The organism is Rhizobium esperanzae (genome assembly GCF_002204185.1).
GTDB lineage: Bacteria > Pseudomonadota > Alphaproteobacteria > Rhizobiales > Rhizobiaceae > Rhizobium > Rhizobium esperanzae.
Genome location: NZ_MXPU01000007.1, coordinates 1 through 25,439 on the forward strand (window position 1 = coordinate 1; position 25,439 = coordinate 25,439).

The 25,439-nt window shown below is 61.5% G+C and carries 28 protein-coding genes and 1 pseudogene; 12 read left to right on the forward strand and 17 right to left on the reverse strand.

All coding sequences use genetic code 11. From position 1 onward, the window contains the following. From B5E41_RS11865 to B5E41_RS11880, 4 genes and pseudogenes are all read right to left on the reverse strand, one after another. A partial coding sequence (locus tag B5E41_RS11865) for a transposase (RefSeq protein WP_176439322.1) occupies nt 1-242 on the reverse strand: 242 nt, incomplete at its 3' end. An 86-nt stretch (nt 243-328) separates the two neighbouring features. Further along, nucleotides 329-694: a hypothetical protein gene (locus B5E41_RS11870; protein WP_088393812.1), complete on the reverse strand. Its 366-nt coding sequence runs from the start codon at nt 692-694 to the stop codon at nt 329-331. A 303-nt stretch (nt 695-997) separates the two neighbouring features. Further along, nucleotides 998-1,510, reverse strand: a complete 513-nt coding sequence (locus B5E41_RS11875; RefSeq protein WP_088393814.1) for a BON domain-containing protein — start codon at nt 1,508-1,510, stop codon at nt 998-1,000. Between the two features lie 73 nt (nt 1,511-1,583). Next, nucleotides 1,584-2,075: pseudogene (locus tag B5E41_RS11880) on the reverse strand (peptide deformylase); the annotation flags it as partial. Nucleotides 2,076-2,314: 239 nt separating this feature from the next. On the opposite strand from B5E41_RS11880, the gene mgtE reads away from it, so the two are divergent. Together mgtE and B5E41_RS11890 are read left to right on the forward strand one after the other, a co-directional pair. Then, nucleotides 2,315-3,727 carry a magnesium transporter gene (gene mgtE, locus B5E41_RS11885; protein WP_088393816.1) on the forward strand — a complete coding sequence of 471 codons (1,413 nt, stop codon included), beginning with the start codon at nt 2,315-2,317 and terminating at the stop codon, nt 3,725-3,727. Between the two features lie 65 nt (nt 3,728-3,792). After that, a complete protein-coding gene (locus B5E41_RS11890) occupies nt 3,793-4,185 on the forward strand; it encodes a MerR family transcriptional regulator (RefSeq protein WP_011425479.1) in 393 nt (130 codons plus the stop codon). Between the two features lie 28 nt (nt 4,186-4,213). Here B5E41_RS11890 and B5E41_RS11895 read toward each other — a convergent pair whose 3' ends face one another. Further along, the gene (locus B5E41_RS11895) at nt 4,214-5,203 is read right to left on the reverse strand and encodes a heparan-alpha-glucosaminide N-acetyltransferase (RefSeq protein WP_088393818.1); all 990 of its coding nucleotides are present in this window, start codon (nt 5,201-5,203) and stop codon (nt 4,214-4,216) included. After that, nucleotides 5,203-5,967: a DUF599 domain-containing protein gene (locus B5E41_RS11900; RefSeq protein ID WP_088393820.1), complete on the reverse strand. Its 765-nt coding sequence runs from the start codon at nt 5,965-5,967 to the stop codon at nt 5,203-5,205. Before B5E41_RS11900 ends, B5E41_RS11895 begins: the two co-directional genes overlap by 1 nt. Before the next feature lie 267 nt (nt 5,968-6,234). On the opposite strand from B5E41_RS11900, the gene B5E41_RS11905 reads away from it, so the two are divergent. Beyond that, nucleotides 6,235-7,638 carry an L-serine ammonia-lyase gene (locus B5E41_RS11905; protein WP_064810437.1) on the forward strand — a complete coding sequence of 468 codons (1,404 nt, stop codon included), beginning with the start codon at nt 6,235-6,237 and terminating at the stop codon, nt 7,636-7,638. Nucleotides 7,639-7,820: 182 nt separating this feature from the next. Then, the gene (locus B5E41_RS11910; protein ID WP_088393822.1) at nt 7,821-8,258 is read left to right on the forward strand and encodes a DUF1489 family protein; all 438 of its coding nucleotides are present in this window, start codon (nt 7,821-7,823) and stop codon (nt 8,256-8,258) included. Nucleotides 8,259-8,302: 44 nt separating this feature from the next. Here the strand turns inward: B5E41_RS11910 and B5E41_RS11915 are convergent, their stop codons facing one another. The 7 genes from B5E41_RS11915 to B5E41_RS11945 all read right to left on the reverse strand — a co-directional run bounded on the left by B5E41_RS11915 (nt 8,303) and on the right by B5E41_RS11945 (nt 15,012). Then, nucleotides 8,303-8,578, reverse strand: coding sequence for a hypothetical protein (locus B5E41_RS11915; protein WP_088393824.1), 276 nt, complete (start codon nt 8,576-8,578; stop codon nt 8,303-8,305). A gap of 112 nt (nt 8,579-8,690) precedes the next feature. Further along, entirely contained in the window at nt 8,691-10,217 is a 1,527-nt protein-coding gene (locus tag B5E41_RS11920) for a D-alanyl-D-alanine carboxypeptidase (RefSeq protein WP_088393826.1), read from the reverse strand. A 142-nt stretch (nt 10,218-10,359) separates the two neighbouring features. Next, entirely contained in the window at nt 10,360-11,106 is a 747-nt protein-coding gene (locus tag B5E41_RS11925; protein WP_088393828.1) for a hypothetical protein, read from the reverse strand. Between the two features lie 260 nt (nt 11,107-11,366). Then, complete coding sequence (locus B5E41_RS11930) at nt 11,367-11,972, reverse strand: transglutaminase-like cysteine peptidase (protein ID WP_064802741.1); 606 nt, start codon at nt 11,970-11,972, stop codon at nt 11,367-11,369. 352 nt (nt 11,973-12,324) lie between these two features. Next, nucleotides 12,325-13,296, reverse strand: a complete 972-nt coding sequence (pip, locus tag B5E41_RS11935; RefSeq protein ID WP_088393830.1) for a prolyl aminopeptidase — start codon at nt 13,294-13,296, stop codon at nt 12,325-12,327. A gap of 335 nt (nt 13,297-13,631) precedes the next feature. After that, entirely contained in the window at nt 13,632-14,243 is a 612-nt protein-coding gene (locus B5E41_RS11940; protein ID WP_088393832.1) for a PilZ domain-containing protein, read from the reverse strand. Between the two features lie 124 nt (nt 14,244-14,367). Then, on the reverse strand, nt 14,368-15,012 hold the full coding sequence (locus tag B5E41_RS11945; RefSeq protein ID WP_176439377.1) for a PAS domain-containing protein: 645 nt from the start codon (nt 15,010-15,012) through the stop codon (nt 14,368-14,370). A 260-nt stretch (nt 15,013-15,272) separates the two neighbouring features. Between B5E41_RS11945 and B5E41_RS11950 the strand changes: the two genes are divergently transcribed. Both B5E41_RS11950 and B5E41_RS11955 read left to right on the forward strand, forming a co-directional pair. After that, nucleotides 15,273-16,061: a rhomboid family intramembrane serine protease gene (locus B5E41_RS11950; RefSeq protein ID WP_088393834.1), complete on the forward strand. Its 789-nt coding sequence runs from the start codon at nt 15,273-15,275 to the stop codon at nt 16,059-16,061. Between the two features lie 94 nt (nt 16,062-16,155). Next, on the forward strand, nt 16,156-16,590 hold the full coding sequence (locus tag B5E41_RS11955) for a CBS domain-containing protein (RefSeq protein ID WP_088393836.1): 435 nt from the start codon (nt 16,156-16,158) through the stop codon (nt 16,588-16,590). 50 nt (nt 16,591-16,640) lie between these two features. Here B5E41_RS11955 and B5E41_RS11960 read toward each other — a convergent pair whose 3' ends face one another. The 3 genes from B5E41_RS11960 to folE form a co-directional block, all read right to left on the reverse strand. Then, the gene (locus tag B5E41_RS11960) at nt 16,641-17,603 is read right to left on the reverse strand and encodes a patatin-like phospholipase family protein (RefSeq protein ID WP_088393838.1); all 963 of its coding nucleotides are present in this window, start codon (nt 17,601-17,603) and stop codon (nt 16,641-16,643) included. A gap of 116 nt (nt 17,604-17,719) precedes the next feature. Continuing rightward, nucleotides 17,720-18,172: a phosphoribosyl-AMP cyclohydrolase gene (gene hisI, locus B5E41_RS11965; protein ID WP_064802731.1), complete on the reverse strand. Its 453-nt coding sequence runs from the start codon at nt 18,170-18,172 to the stop codon at nt 17,720-17,722. A gap of 25 nt (nt 18,173-18,197) precedes the next feature. Continuing rightward, nucleotides 18,198-18,812 carry a GTP cyclohydrolase I FolE gene (folE, locus tag B5E41_RS11970; RefSeq protein ID WP_064802729.1) on the reverse strand — a complete coding sequence of 205 codons (615 nt, stop codon included), beginning with the start codon at nt 18,810-18,812 and terminating at the stop codon, nt 18,198-18,200. Nucleotides 18,813-19,122: 310 nt separating this feature from the next. On the opposite strand from folE, the gene B5E41_RS11975 reads away from it, so the two are divergent. The 4 genes from B5E41_RS11975 (at nt 19,123) to thrS (ending at nt 22,751) form a co-directional block, all read left to right on the forward strand. Further along, complete coding sequence (locus tag B5E41_RS11975) at nt 19,123-19,569, forward strand: iron-sulfur cluster assembly scaffold protein (RefSeq protein ID WP_088393840.1); 447 nt, start codon at nt 19,123-19,125, stop codon at nt 19,567-19,569. A 5-nt stretch (nt 19,570-19,574) separates the two neighbouring features. After that, nucleotides 19,575-19,979 carry a membrane protein insertion efficiency factor YidD gene (gene yidD / locus B5E41_RS11980; RefSeq protein WP_088393842.1) on the forward strand — a complete coding sequence of 135 codons (405 nt, stop codon included), beginning with the start codon at nt 19,575-19,577 and terminating at the stop codon, nt 19,977-19,979. A 115-nt stretch (nt 19,980-20,094) separates the two neighbouring features. Further along, nucleotides 20,095-20,622 carry a DUF1697 domain-containing protein gene (locus B5E41_RS11985; RefSeq protein WP_088393844.1) on the forward strand — a complete coding sequence of 176 codons (528 nt, stop codon included), beginning with the start codon at nt 20,095-20,097 and terminating at the stop codon, nt 20,620-20,622. A gap of 122 nt (nt 20,623-20,744) precedes the next feature. Next, complete coding sequence (gene thrS, locus B5E41_RS11990; RefSeq protein WP_088393846.1) at nt 20,745-22,751, forward strand: threonine--tRNA ligase; 2,007 nt, start codon at nt 20,745-20,747, stop codon at nt 22,749-22,751. 258 nt (nt 22,752-23,009) lie between these two features. Here thrS and B5E41_RS11995 read toward each other — a convergent pair whose 3' ends face one another. After that, on the reverse strand, nt 23,010-24,113 hold the full coding sequence (locus B5E41_RS11995; protein WP_088393848.1) for a hypothetical protein: 1,104 nt from the start codon (nt 24,111-24,113) through the stop codon (nt 23,010-23,012). Between the two features lie 113 nt (nt 24,114-24,226). Between B5E41_RS11995 and B5E41_RS12000 the strand changes: the two genes are divergently transcribed. Continuing rightward, entirely contained in the window at nt 24,227-24,811 is a 585-nt protein-coding gene (locus B5E41_RS12000) for a nitroreductase family protein (protein ID WP_088393850.1), read from the forward strand. Further along, the gene (locus B5E41_RS12005; RefSeq protein WP_064802717.1) at nt 24,811-25,428 is read left to right on the forward strand and encodes a flavin reductase family protein; all 618 of its coding nucleotides are present in this window, start codon (nt 24,811-24,813) and stop codon (nt 25,426-25,428) included. The genes B5E41_RS12000 and B5E41_RS12005 overlap by 1 nt, the downstream gene beginning before the upstream one ends. Nucleotides 25,429-25,439 lie beyond the last annotated feature (11 nt).

Below are 25,439 nucleotides of genomic sequence, written 5' to 3' on the forward strand. Positions count from 1 at the left end.
CGCACCAACTGCCGCTCGGAGCGGATGCCGAACAGGTAGCCGATGAACAACGCCTTGAACATCAAGGTTGGATCGAGCGGTGGTCGGCCGTTGTCGGCGCAATACAATCCCGCAACGCGGTCGTGGATGAAGGAGAAGTCAATCACCGCCTCGATCTTGCGAAGCAGGTGATCCTTTGGCACCAGACTATCGAGCGTCACCATCTCGAGAGCTGTCTGTTCAGGGCTGGGTTTCTTCAACATGTCCCAGTGAATCACAAACCCCCAGCTCTCGCCAGGGGTTTGTCAGCAATCTGAGGGGCCGATTTTCCGGCCCCTTATTTATTGGATCAATGCGTTGCGCGGCAGGCCTCGGTGCGCGAGGCGCCGCTGTCGGCACCTTTGGTATGGGAGCCCCTCGGGCCGACCATGCTGTGGCACGGGGGCAGGGGCTTGATGCTTGCGGTCGCGGTTTTGTCGACCGCCGGTGTCATGGCAACTGGGGCGAAGCCGTCGCTGTCATTGGTGTAATCGCTGGAATAGGCCGGAGCCTTGTGGTTGTTGCTGTAGTGCACCGGAGCAGGCGGCGCCATCTTCGAGGGCGCAAAGCCATCGCTGTCGTTGGTATAGTCATCGGAATAAGTCGGCTGAGCGAAGGCAGCGCCGGCAAGGCTGACGGCGAACAGGGACGCGGCGAGGGCAAATTTGATGCGCATGGTTCTTCTCCTCAATCTGTTGTTGCATTCAACAACATAAACCATCCCCGGCAGATAAGATTTCGCGCGCCAATTGCGGCGATATTGTGAACGGAAGCCGATCGCTTCATTGCCTTTTGTTCAAATGAAATCACGGTGTTGTCAACGAACGTGACGTTTGCGTTACGGCAGCCGCGTAGCAAAACAGACGGCAGGCTACCTGCTCCTGCTGCAATCGGAAATTGTTAACTTTTGGTAATGTCAGGAACCAATAGGAGGCGGTGTGCCCGCCTCCTGGCGATGGTCATCGTGATGCGCCTCTGGTCAGTCTTCGTTCGGGATATGCGCGTCGACCCCGGTCAGCTGCAGCTTGTTGCGGACATGGTGGACGCCGTCGACCGATAGCGCGCCGAGCTCGACCTTGCGGGCAATGCCGATCGTCTCGACCGAGCCTTCGAGGGTGACGACGTGACCGTCCGCATGAACCTCGATACTTTTGATATCGACCTCGGGAATGTTTTCGAGAGCGTCGTTCACCCGCGCCTCGAGCTCGTCGCTTTCATCGCGATCGATCAGACCCGCGCGCAACGAATCCTTGAGGCGATTCTCGTTGCCGTCCTGGTCTGTGCCGTCGATTCGGAAACCTGCGTTGGGATCGCTGTCGAAATTTGCCGCGGTCTCGCCATAGGGACGGTTTGCCGGGTCGCTGGTGGCGGTGCCGTCGGCATAAGGCCAGCCGTCATCGAGATTGCGTTCTTCGAGGTCGCGATATTCTTCTTCACGGGAAAGCTCGGGGGCCTCGCGTGAAATCGGGGTCTTGTCACCGATCCTTGCCATTATAGTCGCTCCTAGTTTCTTTCGGGACAACGCCGACAGGGGCGAATGGTTCGGTGTGGCGGGCGATTTGTCGGCCTTGGGTTTTCTCCCATTTTTTGACGAGGCGTTCGCGTTTCAGCCGCGAAAGCCGCTGCAGCCAGAAGATGCCGTCGAGCTGGTCCACCTCGTGCTGGACGCAGATGGCGAGGAAACCTTCGGCGGCCTCCTCGTGCACGATGCCGCCGGCATCCTGATAGCGAAAGCGGATCGCCCGTGGACGTGTGACCTCTTCGGTCGCGTCGGGCATGGAGACGCTGCCCTCGGCATGGTTCATCGTCTCCTGCGACCTCCAGGTAATCTCAGGATTGACGTAGAGGCGCACACCGTCGGCCCGATCGAGCTCCAGCACCGTCACACGGCGGAAGACGCCGATATGGGCGGCGGTGATGCCGACGCCGGGGGCTGCGCGCATCGTCGCCAGCAGGTCGTCGGCGAGCGCGGCCAACGACGCATCGAAGTCCGTCACCGGTTGGCAGACGGTCTTCAGGCCCGGATGCGGATAGCGCAGGATCGGACGGATGGGCATGAAGCGGGTTCCCCTCTCTTTGAGCGGCGGGGAAACTATCGCCGGCCGCAGACATTGTCATCACGAAGCACGGTTGGCGCTTTACGACAAGGATGCTTTGAGCTAGCAGGGGCCAAGAATTCCGACTGCGGCCTCGCGCGGAATTCGCTTATCCGCTTGTTGACAATTGTGTTTTCGGCCGACATTTGCGAATGCGGTGCGGCAGTCGTTGAAATTCGAACCAGGTGCGAGGGCGGCAGATGACGACGACCGATGGGGACGACCGCATTCGCCGGCGCGATGACGAAGAAGCGGATATCTACGACGAGGACGGCAATGTCCGCGGCGATTTCCTGGCGCTCGTCGGTGCGGCGATCGCCGATCGCGACACGCTGTTCCTGCGCGGGAATGTCGCCCGCCTGCATGAATCCGAGATAGGCGACCTGCTCGAATCGATCCAGCCGGATCAGCGCCTGGCGCTGGTGCGGCTGCTCGGCGAAGATTTCGACATGACGGCGCTGACCGAGGTCGACGAGGCAATTCGCCGCGAGATCGTCGACCAGATGCCGAACGAGCAGATCGCGGCCGCCATCGGCGAGCTCGACTCGGACGATGCCGTTTACATTCTCGAAGACCTCGACAAGGAGGACCGGGAAGAAATCCTCGCCCAGATGCCGTTTACCGAGCGGGTGCGGTTGCGCCGGGCGCTCGATTATCCGGAAAGCTCGGCCGGACGCCGCATGCAGACCGAGTTCGTCGCCGTGCCGCCATTCTGGACGGTGGGCCAGACGATCGACTATATGCGCGACGAGGAGGATCTGCCCTATTCCTTCTCGCAGATATTCGTCATCGATCCGACCTTCAAGCTGCTCGGCGCCGTCGATCTCGATCAGATCCTGCGCACCAAGCGGCAGACGAAGATCGAGCAGATCATGCGGGAGACCAACCACCCGGTGCCCGCCGAGATGGACCAGGAGGAGGCGGCCCAGCTTTTCGAACAATACGATCTTCTGTCGGCTGCCGTCGTCGACGAGAACGGCCGGCTGGTCGGCGTGCTGACCATCGACGACGTCGTCGACGTCATCCACGAAGAGGCGGACGAGGACATCAAGCGCCTCGGCGGTGTCGGCGACGAAGAGCTGTCGGACAACGTGATCTCGACGGCGCGCTCGCGTTTTCTCTGGCTTCTGATCAATCTCGGCACGGCGATGCTGTCGGCGAGCGTCATCGGCCTCTTCGACGCCTCGATCGAGAAAATGATCGCGCTTGCGGTGCTGATGCCGATTGTCGCTTCGATGGGCGGCAATGCCGGCACGCAGACAATGACGGTGACCGTGCGTGCGCTCGCCACCCGCGATCTCGACATCTACAATGCCGGTCGCATCATCCGCAGGGAGGCCGGCGTCGGCATTCTCAACGGCGCCGTTTTTGCGACGATCATGGGCGCGATCGCCGGCATCTGGTTTAACGACTATCAGCTCGGCGGGGTGATCGCGGCGGCGATGATCATCAATCTGATGGCGGCCGCGCTTGCCGGCATCCTGCTGCCGCTGCTGCTCGATAAGGTGGGAGCGGACCCGGCGATTGCCTCGTCGGTGTTCGTCACGACGGTAACCGATTGTACCGGCTTCTTCGCTTTTCTCGGCATCGCCACCTGGTGGTTCGGCATCTGACGGTTCGCCGAAATTGACTATTACGTAAAAGTCAATATTATTGCCGGTTCGATGACGGGGAACTCATGCCGGTGAACAAATATTATAGCATAACGGAGCTGACGCGCGAATTCGGTGTCTCGACGCGCACGCTCCGCTTCTACGAAGACGAGGGACTGATCCATCCGGAGCGGCGAGGGCGCACGCGTCTCTTCCGGCCGGCGGACCGCCGGCTCATCGGAGAAATCCTGCGCGGCCGGCGGATCGGCTTCACCATCGCGGAAATCCGCGAGATCATCCAAGTCTATAAGGAGCCGCCCGGCGAGCTCGGCCAATTGAAGCTTCTGATGAAGCGGGTCGACGAGAAGCGCGAGGACTTGCGCCAGAAGCGCAAGGACATAGACGACACGCTGACGGAACTCGACAATATCGAAGAGGCCTGCCTCGGCCGCCTCGCCGAAATCGGCGTCACCACCTGAGACGTGCCGCAGAACGGTTGCCGGTCCTTTATTGCGCCTCGGCGCTGCATTCGCCGGCGATCGTCTGGACCCGCTCATCATTCTGCAGATCGATCTTGCCGGCCTGCAGCGGTATCAGCAGCGCCTGGGCCTGCAATCTGTCGAGCGTGCACTGGCAAAAGCTGCGGCAGAGGGCTTCGCCCTGCTGCATGACGCAAGCGGAGTTGCATTGCCTAAGGTAAGTTTCGACCGGATCCGGCTGCGGCGGTGGGACGACAAGGGAAAGTCCGTAAGCGATCGCGATCAGCACCGGCTGATGAATGAGGTAGAAGGCGAGGCTGTGGCGGCCAAGCTTCGCCGGCCACCAGGAGCCTGTGCCGATGGCCGCGAGCCGATGCGGCAGCCTGGTTCTGATGGCAATCAAGGCGATGCTCAAGCCCACGAAGAACGGCGTAGCCCAAGGAAACAGCGGCACGTAATCGTTGGAGCGTTGCGGCGTTTCGGCAACGCCGATCCAGGCGAGATATCTCGGATCGAAGAAGGATGAGCGGAGCAGGCCCGGTGTGCCGAAATTATCGAGGATCCAGGCGGCAAGGAGCGCGACTGTGACGAGGAGCGTGAAGGCGAGCGGCAATCTGACAAAAACGACGCCGATGAGCGTGAGCACCGCAATACAATGCAGGATGCCGAAATAGATCCAAGTGTCCGGCATTGCAACGCGGGTGGCGATCGAAATGACCGCGGCCGCCGCGGCAATCATGCCGAAACGTTTCCAGAAGGACGGCCAGCGAATCGTCGGCGTGCTGGAGAGCGCCAGGCTGATGCCGACGATGAAGAGAAAGGTCGTGGCGATCGCCCGGGCATAGATCTTCAGCCAGCCGGTCTCGGCCGTACCCGGCGCCAGATAGGCCATGAACTCCATGTCCCAGGTGAAATGATAGCTCGCCATGGCGATCAGCGCGACGCCGCGCGCCGTATCCAATAGACCGATGCGCGGCGGTCTTGCCACCGCATCTGCCTGCATTGCCGGCATTGTCATCAAAGTCCCCCGGTCAAATCACTTCCGTCGTTCGACGGCGTGCCGTGGCGAATAGCAGAAAGGTGTGGATTTGATGGCGGGCCGGCATCCATGATCGCCAGCCGCGCCTGCGAGAAGAACTGCCGCCGTGTCAGCACGAAGATGACGGTCGCCGTCGTCAGCATGAAGACGTAGGGATTGATGAACCAGCCGAGATAGCCGATCGACAGGAAGATCGCCCTGAGGCCCTCGTTGAAATTGCTGCCCGCGATGACATTCATGCGGATGACGCGTTCGGCGGCTCGCTCCGCGGCGATGACGTCGCTCTCGGCTTCGCGCATCATCGGAATGGAGCCGAAAAGGATGGTGCAATAGTTGAACAGCCGATAGGACCAGCCGAACTTGAAGAAGGCATAACCGAACAGCGCCGCCAGACCGCCGACCTTGAGCTCAAAGGCGGCATGGCCACCATGGAAGACGACGGGCAGGTCGGCAAAGACGGCGTCGACCTTTTCCGTCGCGCCGAGCAGGGCAAAGCAACTGCCGAGCGCAAAGATCGAGGTCGAGGCGAAAAAGGCGGTGCCGTTCTGCAGGCCGGACATGATCTGCGTGTCGATCATCTTCAGGTCGCGCCGCAGTGAATTATAGATCCACTCCCGCCGCCGTTCGGTCATCGCATGGGTCAGGCTGGTGCGGCCGAAGAAGGTGCGACCCTTCAGCAGCCAGGAGTAGCCCATCCAGACACAGGCAAAGAAAGCCAGAGCGATATAATCCGCCGTCGTCATCAATGATTCAGTCTCCGCATGATTGCGGCCACCTTACATATGCGCTGAGATGCTGCAATGACCGGTAAGCCGGGCTCACACGGAATTAGAGCGCTGCGCGTCCATAAGGGGACACTCACGGCGATATAGCTCTGAAAAGCGATTCCGATTTTCATGGCTCTGCGCTAGTGTGAAATGTCGCACCGACTCCAGGCGATGTCGGTTCGCCGCTTGGATCCGGCGCCGGCGGCGTTTAAATTTGCATTCCAGTGTTCAGAAGGCGCATCCATGTTTCTTTCGGTATTCGACGTGTTCAAGATCGGTGTCGGACCGTCGAGCTCGCACACGATGGGTCCGATGTCGGCCGCCAACCGATTTCTCGACCTGATCCTGTCGAATGAATGGCCGCGTCCGTCATCGGGCGCTCAGGTCGTCGCGATCAAGGTCAGCCTGCATGGCTCGCTCGCCCATACAGGGATCGGTCATGGCACGGGCAGGGCTGTCATTCTCGGACTGATGGGCGAGGCGCCCGACAGTGTCGATCCCGACAGGATGGACGGCATCATCGATACCGTGGAGCGCACCGGCCGCATCACGCCTGCGGGCCATCCGGCCTACCAGTTCCAGCCGAAGACCGATCTGATCTTCGACAAGAAGCAGCCGCTGCCAGGCCATGCCAACGGCATGATCTTTTCGGCATTTGACAAGGACGGCCGGCTGCTCCTCAAGCGCATCTATTATTCGGTCGGCGGCGGCTTCGTCGTTACCGATACCGAGCTGGAACAGATGCGGGCGAAGAAGAATGCCACGGGCGGCGTGCGCGTGCCCTATCCCTTCTCGACCGCCAAACAGATGCTCGAGATGGCGGAGCGCTCCGGGCTGTCGATCGCGCAGATGAAGCGGGCGAACGAGGAGAGCCAGCGCAGCCGAGAAGAGCTCGATCAGGGGCTCGACCGCATCTGGGAAGCAATGCGCTCCTGCATCGAGCGCGGCCTCAAGGTCGAGGGTGTCATGCCGGGCGGCCTCAACGTCAAGCGCCGCGCCCGCCGAATTCACGACAAGCTGCAGGAGGAGTGGCGCAGCAATCGCGTCAATCCGCTGCTCGCTAATGACTGGCTCAGCGTCTATGCGATGGCCGTCAACGAGGAGAATGCCGCCGGCGGGCGCGTCGTCACGGCGCCGACCAATGGCGCGGCCGGCGTCATTCCGGCAACGATCCGCTATTACGAGCACTTTCATGAAGACTGGGACCAGAACGGTATCCGCGATTACCTGCTGACGGCTGCGGCGATCGGCGGCATCATCAAGCACAATGCGTCGATCTCTGGCGCCGAGGTCGGCTGTCAGGGCGAGGTCGGCTCGGCCGCGGCGATGGCGGCTGCAGGCCTGGCAGCGGTGATGGGCGGCACGCCGGAGCAGATCGAAAATGCCGCCGAGATCGCGCTCGAACATCATCTCGGCATGACCTGCGATCCCGTCGCAGGCCTCGTGCAGGTTCCCTGTATCGAGCGCAATGCGCTTGGCGCCGTCAAGGCCGTCACGGCGGCATCGCTTGCCGTCAAGGGCGACGGCCAGCATTTCGTGCCGCTCGACGCCTGCATCGAGACGATGCGCCAGACCGGCCATGACATGAGCGAGAAATACAAGGAAACCTCGACCGGCGGCCTCGCCGTCAATGTCGTCGAATGCTGAGCGTGCGAACTGATTCGCTAGCGCGGTTGAGCGCTTCACACGAGCGCTTAACCGCTCTAAGCCATTGTTTTGCAAAATTATCGGCAAACGCTTCGCGCTTTGCCTGGGAAAACCGCTTCACACTTTTCCTGGAATTGCTTTAGACGCTTGACGCCTGCCGCCAAAAGGATTTCAACGGCGGCATGGCATTGCATCTCATCAAACTCTGTGTCGGCGCCGACTCGATCGAGGATCTGCGCGAATGGGTGGCGGAGCGCTCGCTGCGCGCCATTGCCGCCGGGCTCGAACCTCATTCGGTTCACACGACGCGCATGGTGCCCAAACGCATGGAGGAGCTTCTCGACGGCGGCTCGCTCTATTGGGTGATCAAGGGACAGGTGCAGGCGAGGCAGAGGCTGCTCGACATCAAAACGTTCACAGACGACGAAGGGATCTCACGCTGCCGTCTGATGCTCGGTCCCGAGGTGATCGAAACGGCGGTGCAGCCGAAGCGGCCGTTCCAGGGCTGGCGCTACTATATGCAGGATGACGTGCCGGCCGATCTGACGAGCTTGGGCTCCGGGATCGCCGAAATGCCCGCGGAGCTGCGCCGCGAGCTGACAGATCTCGGCCTGCTCTAATTCTATCGCCCAAAATATCTGTTTCGGACGACGGCATGCGGATTTCAGCGCAGCCGCAGCTGCACCGGCGCGCTGCCGTCCGGCGACGTCACATGCAGATGAATGCGGGCTTCCGGCTGCGAATAGCGCCAGGCGCGGGCGCCATGGCAAAGCAGCAGATTGATGAGATCCCGGGTCTTGGCAGACTTCGCTCTCGGCCGTTGCAGACCGATTTCGGCAAGTCGCAGAGCCGCTTCGTGCAGCGGATGCAGGGATGAACGCCCTTTGGCCCCGCCGCGGCGGTCGCCTGGCATTCCCGGAACATTCTCATTGATCGCCATAGTTTTCCCCGTACGCATTACTGATCGAGTTCAAACCGATGGCCGGAAACGCAAACACCGATTCCGGCCGTTACGGATGCCGCCGGCATTGTCGCAGGCAGCACCGAATAACTCATTGTGCTGCGGCCCAGCACTTGATGCCGGCCTTCTTCAAGGCCTTGCAGGCATTGACCGCATCGCGCTGATCGTCAAAGCCGCCGAAGCGGGCGCGGTAGACCTGGTCGTTGCCAGCGCCGTAGGCGACGGCGAAGGGCTTTGCCGAGGCCAGCGCCTTGCCGCCCTTGCTCTTGGCGCTCTCCAGGAGGTCCATGGCCATCTGCCGGCTCGGCGAGACGCCGACCTGGACGACCCAGCCCGCAGGCGCAGCACTTGCCGGGGTGGCGTTGGTCGATGCGGTCGTGACGTGATCGACGGCGGCGTTATCCTGTGCAGCAGGTGCGGCGACCGGAGCCTGCTGCTTGAAGCTCGTGGTCTTGACCTTCGTCGGCGCCGGCATCGTCTGGGCGACCAGCGGATTGTCGGACTTCGGGGCCGATGTTTCGGTATAGGCGACTTCGGCCTCGGCCACCTGATAACGGGCATCCGGCAGCGGGCCCTTATGCGGCAGGCTGAGATCGGCGACAGCGGCAGAAATCGGCGGCTGCGCCGCAGTGATCGTCTTTGCGACCTGTTCCGGGGCGACCTGCTGCCGAGCCTTCTGCGGCTGAACCGGAGCAGGCGTTTCGATCATTTCAGGGGCAGGGGCTGCCTGGGCCACCAGCGCCGAATTTCCGCCGCGGCTCGACGCCTTCGGCAGGTAGGTGGCGATCAGATTGCGCATCTGGGCATCGCGAGCCGACCCGGAAGTGCCGCCGAGCACGACGCTGACGATCGACTTCCCGTCGACCTGTACCGAACTCACAAGGTTGAAGCCGGCGGCGCGCGTATAACCGGTCTTGATGCCGTCGACGCCGCGCACGGAGCCGACCAGCCGGTTGTGGCTGCGAATCGTGCGGGTGCCGAACTTGAAGGCGCGGGTGGAGAAATAACCGTAATATTGCGGGAAATGCTGGCGAAGGGCGATGCCGAGGCGGGCTTGGTCGCGCGCCGTCGTCATCTGCGCCGTATTCGGCAGGCCGTTGGCGTTGCGATAGGTGGTGCGCGTCATGCCGAGCGCATGCGCCTTGGCGGTCATCATCTGGGCGAATCGGTCTTCGCTGCCGCCGAGCATCTCGCCAAGCGCGGTTGCCGCATCATTAGCCGACAGAGTGACGAGACCGAGGATGCCCTGCTCGACGGTGATAGTGCCGCCGGCGCGCACGCCAAGCTTGGTCGGCGCCTGGGCGGCCGCGTGAGCGGAGAAGGGAACCGGCGTATCGAGGCGGATGCGACCCTGCTCCAAAGCCTCGAAGGTCATATAAAGGGTCATCATCTTAGTCAGCGAGGCAGGATATTGCAGCCGATCGGCATTCTCGCTGTAGAGAACGTTGCCGGTCTTGGCGTCGACGACGATGCCCGCATATTTCGGATTGGCCGCCTCCGCGTCGGCATTGACCGAATCAATCAAGACGACCGTGAGAGCCATCGAAAGGATCGCCAGGAGCTTTGCGAAAAAGCTGCCGGACCGGGATGATGATACGGAGGAGACTGACCTTGACACTATTCCACTCTTCGCTTTGCATTTCAGACAATGGGCAGGAACCGCACACCCCCCCGCCGCACAGCTCGTCTTTTTGAAATTACCGATTCAGCGTTACCAATCCGTTTATGATGAATCGTTTCATGCCTTCTCCGCCGGCATTTTAGGGACCTGTCACAGAACGGTTCACAAGACGCGGCTCCACAAAGAGTCTGATCGCGGCATCAATATGTTCCCAGTCCGCGAGATGGCTGCTGGAGAAGCGGTAGAGGACGCTGAGATCCTTGCCGACCTTGATGTCGCGCTGACAATCTCCGCTTGCCGCCTTGTCCGGAGTTGAAGGCAATATGCAGCGCACGACGTAGTCCGGCCCGCCTTTGACCGGTGCCGTGAGCAGCACTTCTCCGCCATAACCTGCGTCGGCGCGAAGTCGATGGAGTGTCAATCCGTCCCGGAAAGGCTCGGCTGTTCCTTCGATCAGATGCGAATAGATCGGCTCCAGCCGGCCGGACATGTCGCGTGACATGGTGCTCTGGGCGATCTGCAGGAAGATGAGGCCGGAGGATTGGGAGATATCGTCGAATCGCAGATGGTTGTCCTTGCCGTAACCCCGCATGGAGGGCCAGGCGAGGTAAAGATCGACGCGCTCGGCGGCACCGTCATGTCTCTGGCTCGGGAAGCGAATGGTATTTTCGGGGAATTTCACTGTGTCGCGACCGATGGTCAGCGTGATTTCAGCCGTGCTGTCGGTATTGCCGGCAAGGGAGATGTGCCGGCCGAACCAACGGCCGGCGATGCTGATGGCGACGGTCAGGACCGCCAGGACTGATATCGCCGCCATCGTGCGCAGGAGAAACCTCGTGGAAAGAAGCGGCTGCTCGTCGGGTGCGCTTTGGGCGGCTTGGCTCATGGCGGTTCTTCGCGTTTCGGTCCGCCGCAGGATGAACGTGAGCCGCCGGTGCCGATGATGAATCTCATCGACATGATCGAACCGGCAAGGTTAATACTTCGCTAAGATTTCGGGGTCGCAGTTGTGCCGGGATGGACCCCTTGTCCCAAAAAGGAGCGAGCCGTTCCCGGGACAGCGGGAACGGCTCTTGGGCACCGGTCGGGGACGGGATGCGGGGACTGACCGGGCCGAAACCTGTGCCGGCTTGGCCGGCGGTGGGCCTACTTGACGCTACCGACCGCAACAGCGCGGCCGTCCTGAAGCTTCGACCAGCGGGCCGGATCGCTTGCGGACTGGCGCTTCAGATAGGTGTATTCGGTGTCCGACCACAGCAGCACCTTGTTGCGCATGTTGTCGAGAATGAAGTCGCCGTGATCGGTGCGGACCGTCAGCACCGCATGGCCTTCGCCGTTCGGCTGCAGCACGACCGTAATCAGTGTGTCGGATGGCGAGAAGCCGTCCTCGATCAGCATCTTGCGCTTCAGCAGGGCATAGTCCTCGCAATCGCCGACGGTGGTCGGATAGGCCCAGCGCTCTTCGACGCCGTAGATCTGTTCATCCGTCTCCGGCTGGATCGACGAATTGACGGTGTAATTGACCTTGAGGATTTCCTTCCAGCGATCCTCCGTGAGCACGGCCGGCCCGGCATCGCCGCCGGCATAGGTGCATTCCGCCGGATTGGCCTTGCAGAATTCATAGTGTCCGATCGGCGGGCTGGCATTGCCCGCCAACGCCATGCTGGCGGGCGTTGCCTGTCCCGCGCCCGTCAGTGCCATCATGAGCGCACCGGCCAAAAGGCCGCCTTTCAGGATATTCGCAGCTGTCATTGCCGTCTCCCCTAAGTTGAGGTGACAATGACACGGACGTTTTTATCTCATGCAAAATTACGCAATAGAATTAAATGCTTAGTTGAGTCAAATGCCGATAAAACTTGGCTCGAATACCAATAAAATTCGGCACGCATTTGTGTCGAAGTCGATTAAAATTGTAATGGACGCGACAAGGACTTCGCCGACGGAAAGCCTGCGCTGCCGTCGCGTCGTTAAGAGCTGTCGCTGAGCCGGATAAATGCCTGCGGCGCTGCGGCGCGATGCTTGCGGTGGCGATGCCGGCGGAATCGGTCGGTTGGAACCTGCCGAAAGCAGAATATCGCTCGGATTCCGGGGGGCGGCATTAAAATTATTTTTGAGGAAAATCGCGAAATCGATCGGTAGCGGCGACGATTGCCGCGCTCATATCGGGGTTTGCAGTGGAATGGGAAGCGCGCGGCAGGATTACGAGCTCGCTTTGCGGCCAGGCGCGGGCCAGTTCCCAGGCGGTGACGAGCGGAGCCTCGATGTCGAACCGTCCCTGCAGCAGGATGCCGGGAATGCCGGCAAGCCGCGCGGCGTTCTTCAAGAGCACGCCATCCTCCAGCCAGGCGCCGTTGACGAAGTAGTGGGTGATGATGCGGGCGCGCGCCAGCACATAAGCCGGATCGGCCCAGCGGCGCGGCAGTCCTTCCCCGGCGAGCGGGATCGAAGCTGATTCCCAATCATGCCAGTCTTGCGCCGCCTTGAGGCGCGTCTCAGGATCCGGATCGTTGAGGAGGCGGTGATAGACGCTGGCCATGTCCTCATCCAGTCGTGGCGCGCAGGATTGTATCCCCTGGCGGAAACGGTGCCATTCTTCCGGAAAGAGCGGCGCCATGCCGCGACAAAGCCAGTCGATTTCCGATCGCCGCGTGGTGGTCACGCCCGATATGATGATCGCTGTGACATGCTGCGGATGCGTTTCGGCATAGGCGAGCGCCAGCGTCGAGCCCCAGGAGTTGCCGAAAAGCAGCCATCTGTCGATGCCGAGAAAGAGCCGCAGCTTCTCGATATCGGCCAGGAGATGCCAGGTCGTATTGAGGGAGAGATCGGTTTCGGGATCTGCAGCACTCGGCAGGCTCCGGCCACAATTGCGCTGGTCGAAGAGGATGATCCGATAGGCGTCCGGATCGAACTGCCGGCGCGCCGCGGTCGAACAGCCCGAGCCCGGCCCGCCATGCAGGACGAGTGCCGGCCGCCCCCTCGGGTTGCCGCAAGCTTCCCAATAGATCAGGTTGCCATCGCCCGTATCGAGCAGGCCGTGATCATAGGGTTCGATTTCCGGGTAGAGGGCTGGCATCGGTGCACCTGCGGTCGAGGCGGATCTTATCCATCATGTTCATGACGAAGGGAAGACGGACGGCGGCCGGAAATTCATCGACCCAAGATCCTGCTCAATTTCGCGCTGCCGGCTTCCGCCCGACCAGTGTCGCAGCTTGTTCCACCCATAATTCAACATGCTTTACTGGTTGGAACAACTTGCGACAAGATTTCGCACCAGCCTTCCAAAGCCGGATTTGCCGCCGCTTGCAGATCGCTTGTCGTGAGGCTCGCGCTTTCAACACGACCCGACCCGGTGTGCTCAGGACCTGGCACGAATTGATCCGCCGCAAGGCATCGCGATTTTTCAGGCTGTCAAAGGAATTCGCGCAGTGTCTCGCGGGACTGGATCGAGAGGAATTCGATCGCCACACCTTCGACGAAGTGACGCACGACGCGGCCGCGCATGTTGCCGAGGCGCACCGCCGTTCCGATCGACGGACGCATTTCGACATCGATGGCGGCGCCTGACAGCGACAGGTCCATGATGCGGCAGGTATAGCGCGTGCCATCCTCGAGCGTGAGTTCGGTCTTCGTATCACGCGGTGTCAGACGGTCGTGGCGACGATCTTCCGGCAGGCCGAGCTCGTGCTTGTTGGCAAGCCAGGTGAGTTGGGCGGCGAGCTTCTCGCGCTTGCGCTCGGTGGCATTGATCGACATGGTGAAGCCGCGGCCGTCGAGGGTCTGGACGTAACCTTCGACGCGCCCGAGATGGTCGATATAGGCGACGACGCGTTCGTTGGCGCGCGGCCGGCCGGAGCAGATGACGTACATGTCGCCGGGCGACATGTCGATCACCATGCATTCGAACTCCTCGTAATTCGCAAGCATCAGCCGGCCCTGCATATTGATCGGCACGCGCTGGAAAACGCCTTGTTCAGGGCGCGGCGCAGGTCGTTGCGTCTGAGCTGGCTGGAACGAGTGCATCAAAGGGCTTCTTCACAAAAACTGGAGAGATCAATCCTTACCTCCAATCCATTAACAGAAGGTTGTTTCGCCTTATTGTGACATAGCCGAAAACGAGTGCGCGCCTTGTCCTGAAACGAGACGCTTAACGCGCCTCGGCACTCAGCAGCTGTGACACCATGCGGCGCATGGCCTGGCCGAACCCGATGCCTTTTGCCGCGACGACCTCGTTGATCGAGCGCAGTTCGGCCGGCGTGGCGTTGCTGAATTTTTCGGGCAGCAGACGGCTGCGGTCGAGCGCCAGGAATTCCAGCGGCACGATCTCCAGCCAGCTCGCAGGCGCCTTCGGTGCGATCGCGCCGAGCAGCCGGTCGCAGGCGCCGTCCGACGAGCGCAGCGGCATCATGATGATCTCGAAGGAGGCCTGATGACCAACGGTGCTGTAGCCGGTGGTGTTGAACAGGGCCGGCATGGCATGGTCCATGACACCCATCGCTGTGCGTTCAATATCCGCGTGCTGGCCATGCGCCCAAAGAGACGAAAAACGTTCACCGCGCAGGTCGCGCCCGAAGAAATCGCAGATGCGGGTGCCGGCGAGCCGGAAAACGATGTCTCCGCCGTCGCGCGTCTCGAGGATGAAGAGACTTTGCAGTAGGTGCGGAACGGCAGAGGGTTCGACCTGTGATTTCAGCGGCGCATCGGCAGCGCCGCGGATACGGTTCCAATAGTCAAAAATTTCGATGGTCGTTTGCACACGCATTTCACACCAACCTGTCCCATTCAGGAGCATTTTCGGGCAGTCATTGCCCGTACAGCTTCTACCTTGCGGATTTCATGCCAGATCCAGGCCGTTAAGGTTAAGAAAGGGTTTCGGTTGAGGCGTGCCGTCTCTCGTGACAATGTCCAGCCATCGCTTCGACTTTCGGAGTTCAGCACGATCTGCCGATCCTGGGTCTTTCCAGGAATTCGGGTTACGCCGCCCGGCACTACGGGCGGCTTTTTTTTTGACAGGCGCTCCTGTATGGCTGAGGCCTCAACGAGGCGATAAATATGAACGAGCAGACGGGCGAGCCAGACAAGGCGCCCGAACCTTCCGAGGTCCAGCCGCCGGCACGGCCCCCGCGCGTGCCGATCTTCAACCTTCCGCCGGCGCTGCTCTTCAGCCTTTGCCTGCTCATCCTCATCTATGCGGTGCAGGCGCTCGTTCTCTCGGACGATGCGGTGAGCTGGCTGCTGTTTACCTTTGGTTTTGTCCCCGCTCGTTACGTGATTCCGTTGTCGCAGCAGGGGCTGGAGCTGTTCTGGACGCCCGTTACCTATTCGCTACTGCACGGCAGCACCCAGCATATCGTCTTCAACGCCTTCTGGCTGATGGCCTTCGGCGCGCCGGTCGTGCGCCGCATCGGGACGTTGCGGTTCCTGTTCTTCTGGATCTTGTCCGCCGTCGCTTCCGCCGCCCTGCACGCGATCCTCAACTGGGGAGACGTATCGCTGCTGATCGGCGCGTCGGGCGTCATTTCCGGGCTGATGGGCGCCGCCTGCCGATTCGCCTTTCCGGCCGATCGGCGACCGATGCCGGTGGCGCATCTCAATGCCCGGCTTTCCATCATCGACGCCCTGAAGAGCCGGACCGTCGTCATCTTCATGCTTCTCTGGCTGGTCGGCAACGCGCTCATCGCCGTCGGCATTCCGCTCGTCGGCGACAGCGACCAGGAGATCGCCTGGGACGCGCATATCGGCGGCTTCGTCTTCGGCTTCCTTTTGTTTTCGCTGTTCGACCGGGCGCCACGGCCGCCTGCAGAACCGACGGGAGCGGCGAAGGATATGTTGCAATCCTGAGCGGGGCGGTGCACCATCGAACGATCCGCGATCGGGGGAGAAACCGCCGCGGACGCCTGTGACAGATGTCACGGGCTCGACATAGGAGGTTCGAATGACCAGTTCAGTCAAAGCAATCCTCGACCTGAAGGGCAGGGACGTCATCACCGCCGGGCCGAACACCACCGTCGCTGAGGCGGCCGCCATTCTGAGCAAGAAGAAGATCGGCGCCATCGTGGTCGTCGGCATGGAAAACCGGATTTCCGGCATGTTCACCGAGCGCGATCTCGTGCATGCCATCGCCAAGCACGGCAAGGAGAGCCTCGATCAGCCGCTCTCGCAGGTGATGACTTCAAAGGTCTACCGTTGCCACGAGGAGACGACCGTCAACGAACTGATGGAACTGATGACCAGCCGCCGCTTTCGCCACGTTCCGGTAGAAAGCAACGGCAAGCTTGCCGGCATCATCTCGATCGGCGACGTGGTGAAGTCTCGGATCGCCGAAGTCGAGCGCGAGGCCGAGGACATCAAGGCCTATATTGCCGGCTGAGGGTCCGGCTGTGCGTTTAAACGTGCTGTCGCTCCTATCGGGGCGACGCTTCACGGAGGACTGGCGTAGACTTCCTGCATGCGCTTGATCTCGGGAAGCCTGGCTCTCGCTTCCTCGTAACCGCGTTCGATCGCCTCACCGGCGCGGTGAAATTCCGAGAGGCCGATATAGCTCAGGCGCGGCTGCAGCGAAATGTCGGGCGGATCGCCGGCCAGGCGGGCGCGGGCAATCCTGTCCTGGATGATGTTGAAAGCCTGCACCATGACACCGGTCATGCCGAGGCGGGCATAGGGCGCCTCTTCCTGTTTCTGCAATTCCTGCTGCGAGAGGCTGGCATTGTGCCGGACCACGGCCGAGCGGCCGTAGAGATCGTAATTGAGATTGACGGCGACGACCAGCGGCTGCTCATAGGCACGGCAGACGGAGACGGGAACCGGGTTGACCAGCGCGCCGTCGACCAGGGTGCGATGATTGCTGCGGACCGGCTCGAAGATGCCCGGCAGGGCATAAGAGGCGCGCAGCGCCGTGATCAGCGAACCATTGGCGATCCAGACCTCGTGGCCGGTATTGACCTCGGCCGCGACCGCGACGAACGGCCGGTCCAGATCCTCGACGTTCAGGCCCTCGAGATGCTCCTGCATGCGCTTGGTCAGCCGCATGCCGCCGAACAATCCGCTGCCGCCGATCGTCAGATCGAGCAGACTGGCGATGCGGCGCATGGTCAGCGAGCGTGCGAAGCTTTCGAGTTCATCGAGTTTGCCGGCGAGATAGCAGCCGCCGACCAGCGCGCCGATCGATGTGCCGGCGATCATGCCGATCTCGATCCCGGCCTCGTCCAGAGCGCGCAAGACGCCGATATGGGCCCAGCCGCGGGCTGCGCCGCCGCCAAGCGCGAGCGCGATCTTGATTCTGTTGACAGGCGCGGGCGCAGGGATTGTCTCGAGTATCGTCGATATGCCGGAACCGGAACCTTCGCCTTCAGCGCTTTGACGGTGCAGACTCCAGTTCAGCATTGCGCTCTCCCCTCCAGCAGAACACGTATGTCACGATAGTGTGCCCGATCGGTTGCCAAATGGTATATAGAACCGGTTTCTGGCGCAATAAGGGGCAAATGCCCGGGACGGTCAGTCTATTTTCCGTAGACGTCCTGCGGATCGAAATGACGCTCGTCGTCGACGATGTCGAGCATCGGTTTTCCCTGGCGCAGCGTCACCGTCCGATAGAAGCAGGAACGGCGGCCGGTGTGACAGGTGGCGTCATGGCCGGCGACCTCGACCTTCAGCCAGATGGCGTCCTGATCGCAATCGGTGCGAATTTCCTTCACCGTCTGAAGATTGCCCGAGGTCTCGCCCTTTTTCCAGATCTTGCCACGCGACCGGCTGAAATAATGGGCCGTGCCCGTCTGGATGGTCAGCGCCAGGGCCTGGGCATTCATATGCGCCACCATCAGCAGTTCGCCATCGCCGGCGTCGGTGACGATCGCAGTGATCAGGCCGCGGTCGTCGAAACGCGGCGTGAAATCGCCGGCGTCTTCCAACGCCGACTTGTCTTCGGATGGTTGATTGAAGATCAGTTGACTCATTGCGGCCCTCCTGAGGGAGCCGGTATCAGCGGCTCCGCACCATGCTCATGAAACGGGCCTGATCGGCCGGTTCGGTCTTGAACGTTCCGGTAAACGTCGTGGTCAAGGTGGTCGAACCCTGCTTCTGAACGCCACGCATCGCCATGCACATATGTTCGGCCTCGATCAGTACGGCAACACCGCGCGGATTGAGCGTATCGTCGATGGCCCGCGCAATCTGGGCCGTCATGGTTTCCTGGGTCTGCAGGCGCCGGCCATAGATTTCCACGACTCGGGCAATCTTCGACAGCCCGAGCACGCGGCCATCAGGCATATAGGCGACATGGGCCTTGCCAATGATCGGCACCATGTGGTGTTCGCAATGCGAATAGAAGGGAATGTCCTTGACGAGGACCATGTCGTCGTAGCCTGCGACCTCTTCGAAGGTCCGGCCGAGCACGTCCTCAGGCGCCATGTCGTAACCGGCGAACAGCTCGCGATAGGCCTTGGCGACACGGGCGGGCGTCTCGATGAGGCCTTCGCGCGTCGGATCGTCACCGGCCCAGCGCAGCAGAACGCGCACGGCTTCCTCGGCCTCCTGCTGGGAGGGGCGGTCCGAGTCACGGTTCGGCTGCGGAAAGTTCTTTACGATGGCGTCCATGATCAATGGTCTCCTGGCCCGCATCGCGGACCCATCTGTCGGAATCGCCACTGGTCAGTCCCATGCGGGAATTCATGCACCTTTGGCAGGCTCCGGGGCTTTCAGGGCTAATTCAAGCGCCCATCCGGCACGGTTTCCCAATCAAACTTACACAAGGCCATTGCATTTTCATGGCCTTGGAACGACATACATATAGGAAGACGGCCATTATATGTAAGTATCATCAGATGACACGGTGTGTTTTTTGTTTCAACGACAATGACAGCCCGATTTAGGCCGATCCGCAGCGATTTTGGAGCGGAAATCCAGCATGGACGACATCTACAACAGCAAAATCCTCGAATTCGCCGGCAACATTCCGTTGACCGGGACGCTCGATGATGCCGATGCGACCGCCCAGGCGCACTCCAGGCTTTGCGGCTCCAAGGTACGGATCTGGCTGAAGATGGATGGCGATGTCGTAACGGGTTTTTCCCATGACGTGAAGGCCTGCGCGCTCGGCCAGGCCTCGTCCTCGATCATGGCGCGCCATGTCGTCGGCGCGACATCGGGCGAATTGCGGCAGGCGCGCCTGGACATGCTTGCCATGTTGAAGGCGGATGGGGCAGGCCCCGGCGGACGGTTCGAAGACATGCGTTATCTCCTGCCCGTGCGGGACTACAAGGCCCGCCATGCTTCGACGATGCTGACCTTCGATGCGGTCGTCGATGCGATCGGGCAGATCGAGGCGAAACGGGCGGAAGTTGTCGAGGCGTAACCGAGATGTGCGAGTTCTGCGTCCGGCAGGCTGACGATGAGGACGATGGCGGCGCGGCCGCATCGAGACAGCCGCACGCAAGGACTGCGCGCTACTCGCGCAATTACACCGGACCGTTCCACAAGACCCCGGACCGCCTGCTCGGCATGGGGATTATACGCCTCTATCAGCTGACGCTTTCCGGCTTTGTCGGCAATTCCTGCCGCCATATCCCGACCTGCTCCGAATATGGTTACGAGGCGATCGCCCGCCACGGTCTCTGGGCCGGCGGCTGGATGACGCTGTTTCGCGTCGGCCGCTGCGGTCCGGGCGGCACCAGCGGCCTCGACCAGGTGCCCGAGACACTTGGCAACGATTTTCGCTGGTGGACACCGTGGCGGTATCTCTCGCTTGGACGCAAAAGAGGGTGACCGCGGTGACGATGCCCGGCGAACATCATTGTGTTTCGGAGGTCAGGGCAGCGAGGACGCGTGAGGCGCGGTCACTGTTCGGTGACGACGATCGCGAGGAGGAGAGCGAGTTGCTATGAGCATGTTTGTCGCCCTCCTGCATAGCATCGTGCTCTCGCCCGACCGCCGGGTGATCATGGAAGACCTGCGCGCGCTTGCCAGAGAGCTCGGCTATCGCGAGCCGCGCACACTGGTTTCAACGGGCAATCTCGTTTTCGAGGCCGACCAAATACGTCCGCATGAACTCGAGGTCGCGCTGGAAGAGGGTTTCGAAGAGAAGTTCGGCAAACATGTCGATATCATCGTGCGCAGCGACTGCACCTGGATGGCGCTCTGCGGCACCAATCCCTTCCGGGACGGCAGCGGAGACCAGGTGATCGTCCGGGTGATGCGCCTGCCGATCGATCCTGAGAAGGTGGAGGCGCTGAAACCGCTGATGACGGAAGGGCAACGCATTGCCATCGTCGGCGGCGACCTCTGGATCGATTTCGCCGGCAAACCGAGTCAATCGAAACTGCTTTCGGCGCTGACGACCCAGCGGCTCGGCGTCGGAACGATGCGCAACTGGAACACCGTTTGCGGTCTTGCGCAAATGATCATGTGAGCCGGCTGCTTCTTTACTCCCAGGTGAAATCTGAGTATCAGGCGGCAGCGCATCCAACAAAGGGAGGCGCTGTCGTTGCAACCACCCGCATTCGTTGGCGGGACTGGACAAGGAGAATTTTGATGTCCCAATCCGTTTCCCTGACATTTCCCGATGGTTCCGTGCGCAGCTTCCCTGCTGGCGCGACCGGCCGGGATGTCGCCGAATCCATTTCCAAGTCGCTCGCCAAGAGCGCCGTCGCGATTGCGATCGACGGCGGCGTGCGCGACCTTTCCGATGCCGTCACCGACGGCAAGATCGAGATCATTACCCGCAAGGACCCGCGCGCGCTGGAGCTCATCCGCCATGACGCTGCGCATGTGATGGCCGAAGCGGTGCAGGAGCTTTGGCCCGGCACTCAGGTGACGATCGGTCCCGTCATCGAGAACGGCTTCTATTACGATTTCGCCAAGAACGAGCCTTTCACGCCCGACGATCTGCCGAAGATCGAAAAGAAGATGAAGGAAATCATCGCCCGCAACGCGCCGTTCACAAAGCAGATCTGGTCGCGCGAAAAGGCCAAGGAAGTCTTTGCCGCCAAGGGCGAACAGTACAAGGTCGAACTCGTCGATGCGATCCCGGAAGGCCAGGATCTGAAGATCTATCATCAGGGCGAATGGTTCGACCTTTGCCGCGGCCCGCATATGGCCTCCACCGGCCAGGTCGGCACTGCCTTCAAGCTGATGAAGGTCGCCGGCGCCTACTGGCGCGGCGACAGCAACAACGCCATGCTGTCACGCATCTACGGCACGGCATGGGCAGACCAGGCCGATCTCGACAACTATTTGCATATGCTGGCGGAAGCGGAAAAGCGCGACCACCGCAAGCTCGGCCGCGAAATGGACCTGTTCCATTTCCAGGAGGAAGGTCCGGGCGTTGTCTTCTGGCACGGCAAGGGCTGGCGCATCTTCCAGACGCTCGTCGCCTATATGCGCCGCCGGCTTGCCATCGATTATGAAGAAGTCAACGCACCGCAGGTGCTCGACACCTCGCTCTGGGAAACCTCCGGTCACTGGGGCTGGTATCAGGAAAACATGTTCGGCGTAAAATCGGCGCATGCGATGACGCATCCCGACGACAAGGAAGCGGACAACCGCGTCTTCGCGCTGAAGCCGATGAACTGCCCCGGGCATGTGCAGATCTTCAAGCATGGCCTGAAGTCCTATCGCGAGCTGCCGATCCGTCTGGCGGAATTCGGGCTGGTGCATCGTTACGAGCCTTCGGGCGCTCTGCATGGCTTGATGCGCGTGCGCGGCTTCACCCAGGACGACGCGCACATCTTCTGCACGGACGAGCAGATGGCGGCCGAATGCCTGAAGATCAACGACCTGATCCTCTCGGTCTATGAAGACTTCGGCTTCAAGGAAATCGTCGTCAAGCTTTCCACCCGTCCGGAAAAGCGCGTCGGTTCCGACGCTCTCTGGGATCGAGCCGAAGCCGTCATGACCGATGTGCTGAAGACGATCGAGGCGCAGTCCGAAGGCCGCATCAAGACCGGCATCCTGCCGGGCGAGGGTGCCTTCTACGGTCCGAAGTTCGAATATACGCTGAAGGACGCGATCGGTCGCGAATGGCAGTGCGGCACGACGCAGGTGGACTTCAACCTGCCGGAACGCTTCGGCGCCTTCTACATCGACAGCAATTCCGAGAAGACGCAGCCGGTGATGATCCATCGCGCCATCTGCGGCTCGATGGAGCGCTTCCTCGGCATCCTGATCGAGAACTTCGCCGGTCACATGCCGCTCTGGGTATCGCCGCTGCAGGTGGTGGTCGCAACGATCACTTCCGAAGCTGACGCCTATGGGCTTGAAGTGGCCGAGGCGCTGCGCGACGCCGGCCTCAACGTCGAAACCGACTTCCGCAACGAGAAGATCAACTACAAGATCCGCGAGCATTCCGTCACCAAGGTTCCTGTCATCATCGTCTGCGGCAGGAAGGAAGCCGAGGAGCGCACGGTCAACATCCGCCGCCTCGGCAGTCAGGACCAGGTTTCGGTGGAGCTTGACGCCGCCGTCGAGAGTCTCACGCTCGAGGCGACGCCGCCCGACGTCCGCCGCAAGGCCGAGGCAAAGAAAGCCAAGGCGGCCTGAAAATAGGGGAATACGACAGCGCCGACTTCGGCGCTGTCGGAAATGTCTTTCGCGAGGGGCAGCCACTCGTGCGCCTCCCGTCTCCACTTCCAAATCTTCCTGCCAATGAATGAAATCCGCGCTTAGTCTAGCGGCATCGGCCGATGCGTAGATCCAAAATGATAGCGTCGTTTGCGCGTCTAATCAGACGCGCGGCGCTGCAGAACACCGGCCGATCGGCTTGATCGCTGGTACGCCGGAGAAGCGTGCCCGGCAGAATCAATCCAGGCTGGCGCCGTCGCCGCCGCCCTGCGGCACGAGCTGTTCGTAGGAGGGCAAAGGCTCCTCCGGAGCCGGCTGGACACCCGGGGGCGGCGGGGTGCCGGCCGGCGCCTGCTGCACCGTGCGGGCCGCCGGGCTCTCGGGCTGCTGCGGCTGCTGGTCCTTCATCAGAACTTCGACGTCGGTGTTCCGGCCGGCAACCACGGTAAAATCGCGCTGATAGATCTTGTCCTTGTTGCGGGCGACGGCCGAGTATTCGCCTTCGGCAAGGACCATGGTCGGGAAGGCGCTGACGCTTTCACCGACACTGTCGCCGGCTGCCGTCAGGATCGACCAGGCCGTGTCGGCGATCGCCTCGCCGCCGGCTTCGGAGACCAGCTTGAAGGTCATCTGGGCGGCGCGGTGCTGGATTGTTGCCTCTGTGAGCTTGCCGGCCTCGACCTGTATGTCCGCGCGGATGACGGCGTTGACGCTGCCATATTCGGAAACGATGTGATAGGTGCCGGCATTGAGGCGCACGACAGTGTTCGGCGAGACATCGGCCACGACGAGACCGCGCTCGCCATCGTCGCGAACTTCCGAGGAATAGATCGAGAAACTCAACTGGTCGGGGCGGATGCGGGCATCGGTGCCGGAGACGGCGTTGAGCAGCAGGCCGCCGGCATCGAGCACCATCACCTGCTTGTCGACCTCGCCGTCAGCGGGCACGGTCAGCTTCTTGGTGACGCCGGCGCGGCCGAAGGAGACATTGACGAAATAATCGCCCGGAGCGAGCTGGAAGGCGGCGGGTCCGCCCTTGGCGCTGGCGATCAGCGGCAGCTTGCCGTCGGCTCCGGCGATCGGGCTGAAGACATACCAGGAAAGGCCATCCTCGACAGGCGTACCGTCGGCCGTCAGCTTGGCTTCCATCGCGACGTCGCGCAGCTTGGCGCCCTCAGGCGCGGTGCCGGGCGCGATGAAGGCGTTGAGCTTCGGCATCTTCGATGTCGAGTCAAGCTGTTTGAAATCCTTGAAGGCATCCTGCGCACCGGCGCCGATGGGCATCAATACCATCAGAGCGATGGCGAGGCCGATGCGTGCAAGAGGCGAAATGCCAAACATCTGTTTCGTGAACCGATTGACTTCTGAAATCGCAAAGGCCACTTCAAGACCAACGCGATGGCAAATTCAAGACCCACGCTTTGCAGCAGCATAAAAATGAAAGTTTCTCCCGCATGAAATCCGATATCAAGCTGATCGATTACCTCGCCGTGCGCCGTTCCATCCCCGCTTTCCAGATGTGCGAACCCGGCCCCGAAAAGGCCGAGATCGAGGAGATCCTGCGGCTTGCTTCGCGTGTTCCCGATCACGGCAAGATCGCTCCCTGGCGCTTCATCGTCTATCGCGGAGATGAGCGTGCGCGCCTCGGCGAGGAGCTTCTCAAACTGGCGATCGAGGCAAAGCCGGAGCTTTCCGAAGAGATGATCCAGGTCGAGCGCACCCGCTTCACCCGCGCACCGGTCGTTGTCGCCGTCGTCAGCAAGGCGGGGCCGCATATCAAGATCCCGGAATGGGAGCAGCTGATGTCGGCGGGCGCGCTTTGCTTCAATGTCATTCTCGCCGCCAATGCCAGCGGCTATGTCGCCAACTGGCTGACGGAATGGTTCGCCTATGACGAGCGCGCCTATCCGCTGCTCGGCGTCGAGCCCGGCGAAAAGGTGGCGGGTTTCATCCATATCGGGTCGACGACATTCCCGGCGATCGAGCGGCCGCGGCCGGAGCTTGCCGACACCGTCACCTGGGTCGGCGGAGAGGATTGATGTTCTACACCACCGACGGCAACCGGCACGGCCTCGCGCATGATCCCTTCAAGGCGATTGTATCGCCGCGGCCGATCGGTTGGATCGGCAGCAAGGGCAGGGACGGTTCGATCAATCTTGCGCCCTATTCCTTCTTCAACGCCGTCGCCGACCGGCCGAAGCTGGTGATGTTTTCTTCCGCCGGACGCAAGGACAGCCAGCGCAATGCGGCGGAAACCGGCGCCTTCACCTGCAATTTCGTCAGCCGCGATCTCGCCGAAAAGATGAACCTCTCCTCGGCGGCGCTGCCTTACGGCAACAGCGAATTCGATTTCGCCGGGCTGACGCCGAAACAGTCCGAACTGATCGACGCCCCCTATGTCGGCGAGGCTTACGCCGTGCTCGAATGCAGGGTCACCGAAATCATCGAGCCGAAGACGTTATCGGGCGCGCCGTCCGAAAACGTTCTCGTCTTCGGCGAGGTGGTCGGCATCCATATCGACGAGGCGATCGTCAGGGACGGCCGCTTGGACATGTCGATCGCCCGACCTGTGGCTCGCATGGGCTACATGGATTACAGCGAAGGCAGCGATGTTTTCGAGATGTTTCGGCCGCAGATACCAAAGGCGGAAGCCTGAGCGCAAGGCAT

Coding starts and splice junctions, on each gene's coding strand:
- B5E41_RS11870 (WP_088393812.1), bottom strand. CDS start 694: ATGCGCATCAAATTTGCCCTCGCCGCGTCCCTGTTCGCCGTCAGCCTT.
- B5E41_RS11875 (WP_088393814.1), bottom strand. CDS start 1,510: ATGGCAAGGATCGGTGACAAGACCCCGATTTCACGCGAGGCCCCCGAG.
- mgtE (WP_088393816.1), top strand. CDS start 2,315: ATGACGACGACCGATGGGGACGACCGCATTCGCCGGCGCGATGACGAA.
- B5E41_RS11890 (WP_011425479.1), top strand. CDS start 3,793: ATGCCGGTGAACAAATATTATAGCATAACGGAGCTGACGCGCGAATTC.
- B5E41_RS11895 (WP_088393818.1), bottom strand. CDS start 5,203: ATGACAATGCCGGCAATGCAGGCAGATGCGGTGGCAAGACCGCCGCGC.
- B5E41_RS11900 (WP_088393820.1), bottom strand. CDS start 5,967: ATGACGACGGCGGATTATATCGCTCTGGCTTTCTTTGCCTGTGTCTGG.
- B5E41_RS11905 (WP_064810437.1), top strand. CDS start 6,235: ATGTTTCTTTCGGTATTCGACGTGTTCAAGATCGGTGTCGGACCGTCG.
- B5E41_RS11910 (WP_088393822.1), top strand. CDS start 7,821: ATGGCATTGCATCTCATCAAACTCTGTGTCGGCGCCGACTCGATCGAG.
- B5E41_RS11915 (WP_088393824.1), bottom strand. CDS start 8,578: ATGGCGATCAATGAGAATGTTCCGGGAATGCCAGGCGACCGCCGCGGC.
- B5E41_RS11925 (WP_088393828.1), bottom strand. CDS start 11,106: ATGAGCCAAGCCGCCCAAAGCGCACCCGACGAGCAGCCGCTTCTTTCC.
- B5E41_RS11930 (WP_064802741.1), bottom strand. CDS start 11,972: ATGACAGCTGCGAATATCCTGAAAGGCGGCCTTTTGGCCGGTGCGCTC.
- pip (WP_088393830.1), bottom strand. CDS start 13,296: ATGCCAGCCCTCTACCCGGAAATCGAACCCTATGATCACGGCCTGCTC.
- B5E41_RS11940 (WP_088393832.1), bottom strand. CDS start 14,243: ATGCACTCGTTCCAGCCAGCTCAGACGCAACGACCTGCGCCGCGCCCT.
- B5E41_RS11945 (WP_176439377.1), bottom strand. CDS start 15,012: ATGCTCCTGAATGGGACAGGTTGGTGTGAAATGCGTGTGCAAACGACC.
- B5E41_RS11950 (WP_088393834.1), top strand. CDS start 15,273: ATGAACGAGCAGACGGGCGAGCCAGACAAGGCGCCCGAACCTTCCGAG.
- B5E41_RS11955 (WP_088393836.1), top strand. CDS start 16,156: ATGACCAGTTCAGTCAAAGCAATCCTCGACCTGAAGGGCAGGGACGTC.
- B5E41_RS11960 (WP_088393838.1), bottom strand. CDS start 17,603: ATGCTGAACTGGAGTCTGCACCGTCAAAGCGCTGAAGGCGAAGGTTCC.
- hisI (WP_064802731.1), bottom strand. CDS start 18,172: ATGAGTCAACTGATCTTCAATCAACCATCCGAAGACAAGTCGGCGTTG.
- folE (WP_064802729.1), bottom strand. CDS start 18,812: ATGGACGCCATCGTAAAGAACTTTCCGCAGCCGAACCGTGACTCGGAC.
- B5E41_RS11975 (WP_088393840.1), top strand. CDS start 19,123: ATGGACGACATCTACAACAGCAAAATCCTCGAATTCGCCGGCAACATT.
- yidD (WP_088393842.1), top strand. CDS start 19,575: ATGTGCGAGTTCTGCGTCCGGCAGGCTGACGATGAGGACGATGGCGGC.
- B5E41_RS11985 (WP_088393844.1), top strand. CDS start 20,095: ATGAGCATGTTTGTCGCCCTCCTGCATAGCATCGTGCTCTCGCCCGAC.
- thrS (WP_088393846.1), top strand. CDS start 20,745: ATGTCCCAATCCGTTTCCCTGACATTTCCCGATGGTTCCGTGCGCAGC.
- B5E41_RS11995 (WP_088393848.1), bottom strand. CDS start 24,113: ATGTTTGGCATTTCGCCTCTTGCACGCATCGGCCTCGCCATCGCTCTG.
- B5E41_RS12000 (WP_088393850.1), top strand. CDS start 24,227: ATGAAATCCGATATCAAGCTGATCGATTACCTCGCCGTGCGCCGTTCC.
- B5E41_RS12005 (WP_064802717.1), top strand. CDS start 24,811: ATGTTCTACACCACCGACGGCAACCGGCACGGCCTCGCGCATGATCCC.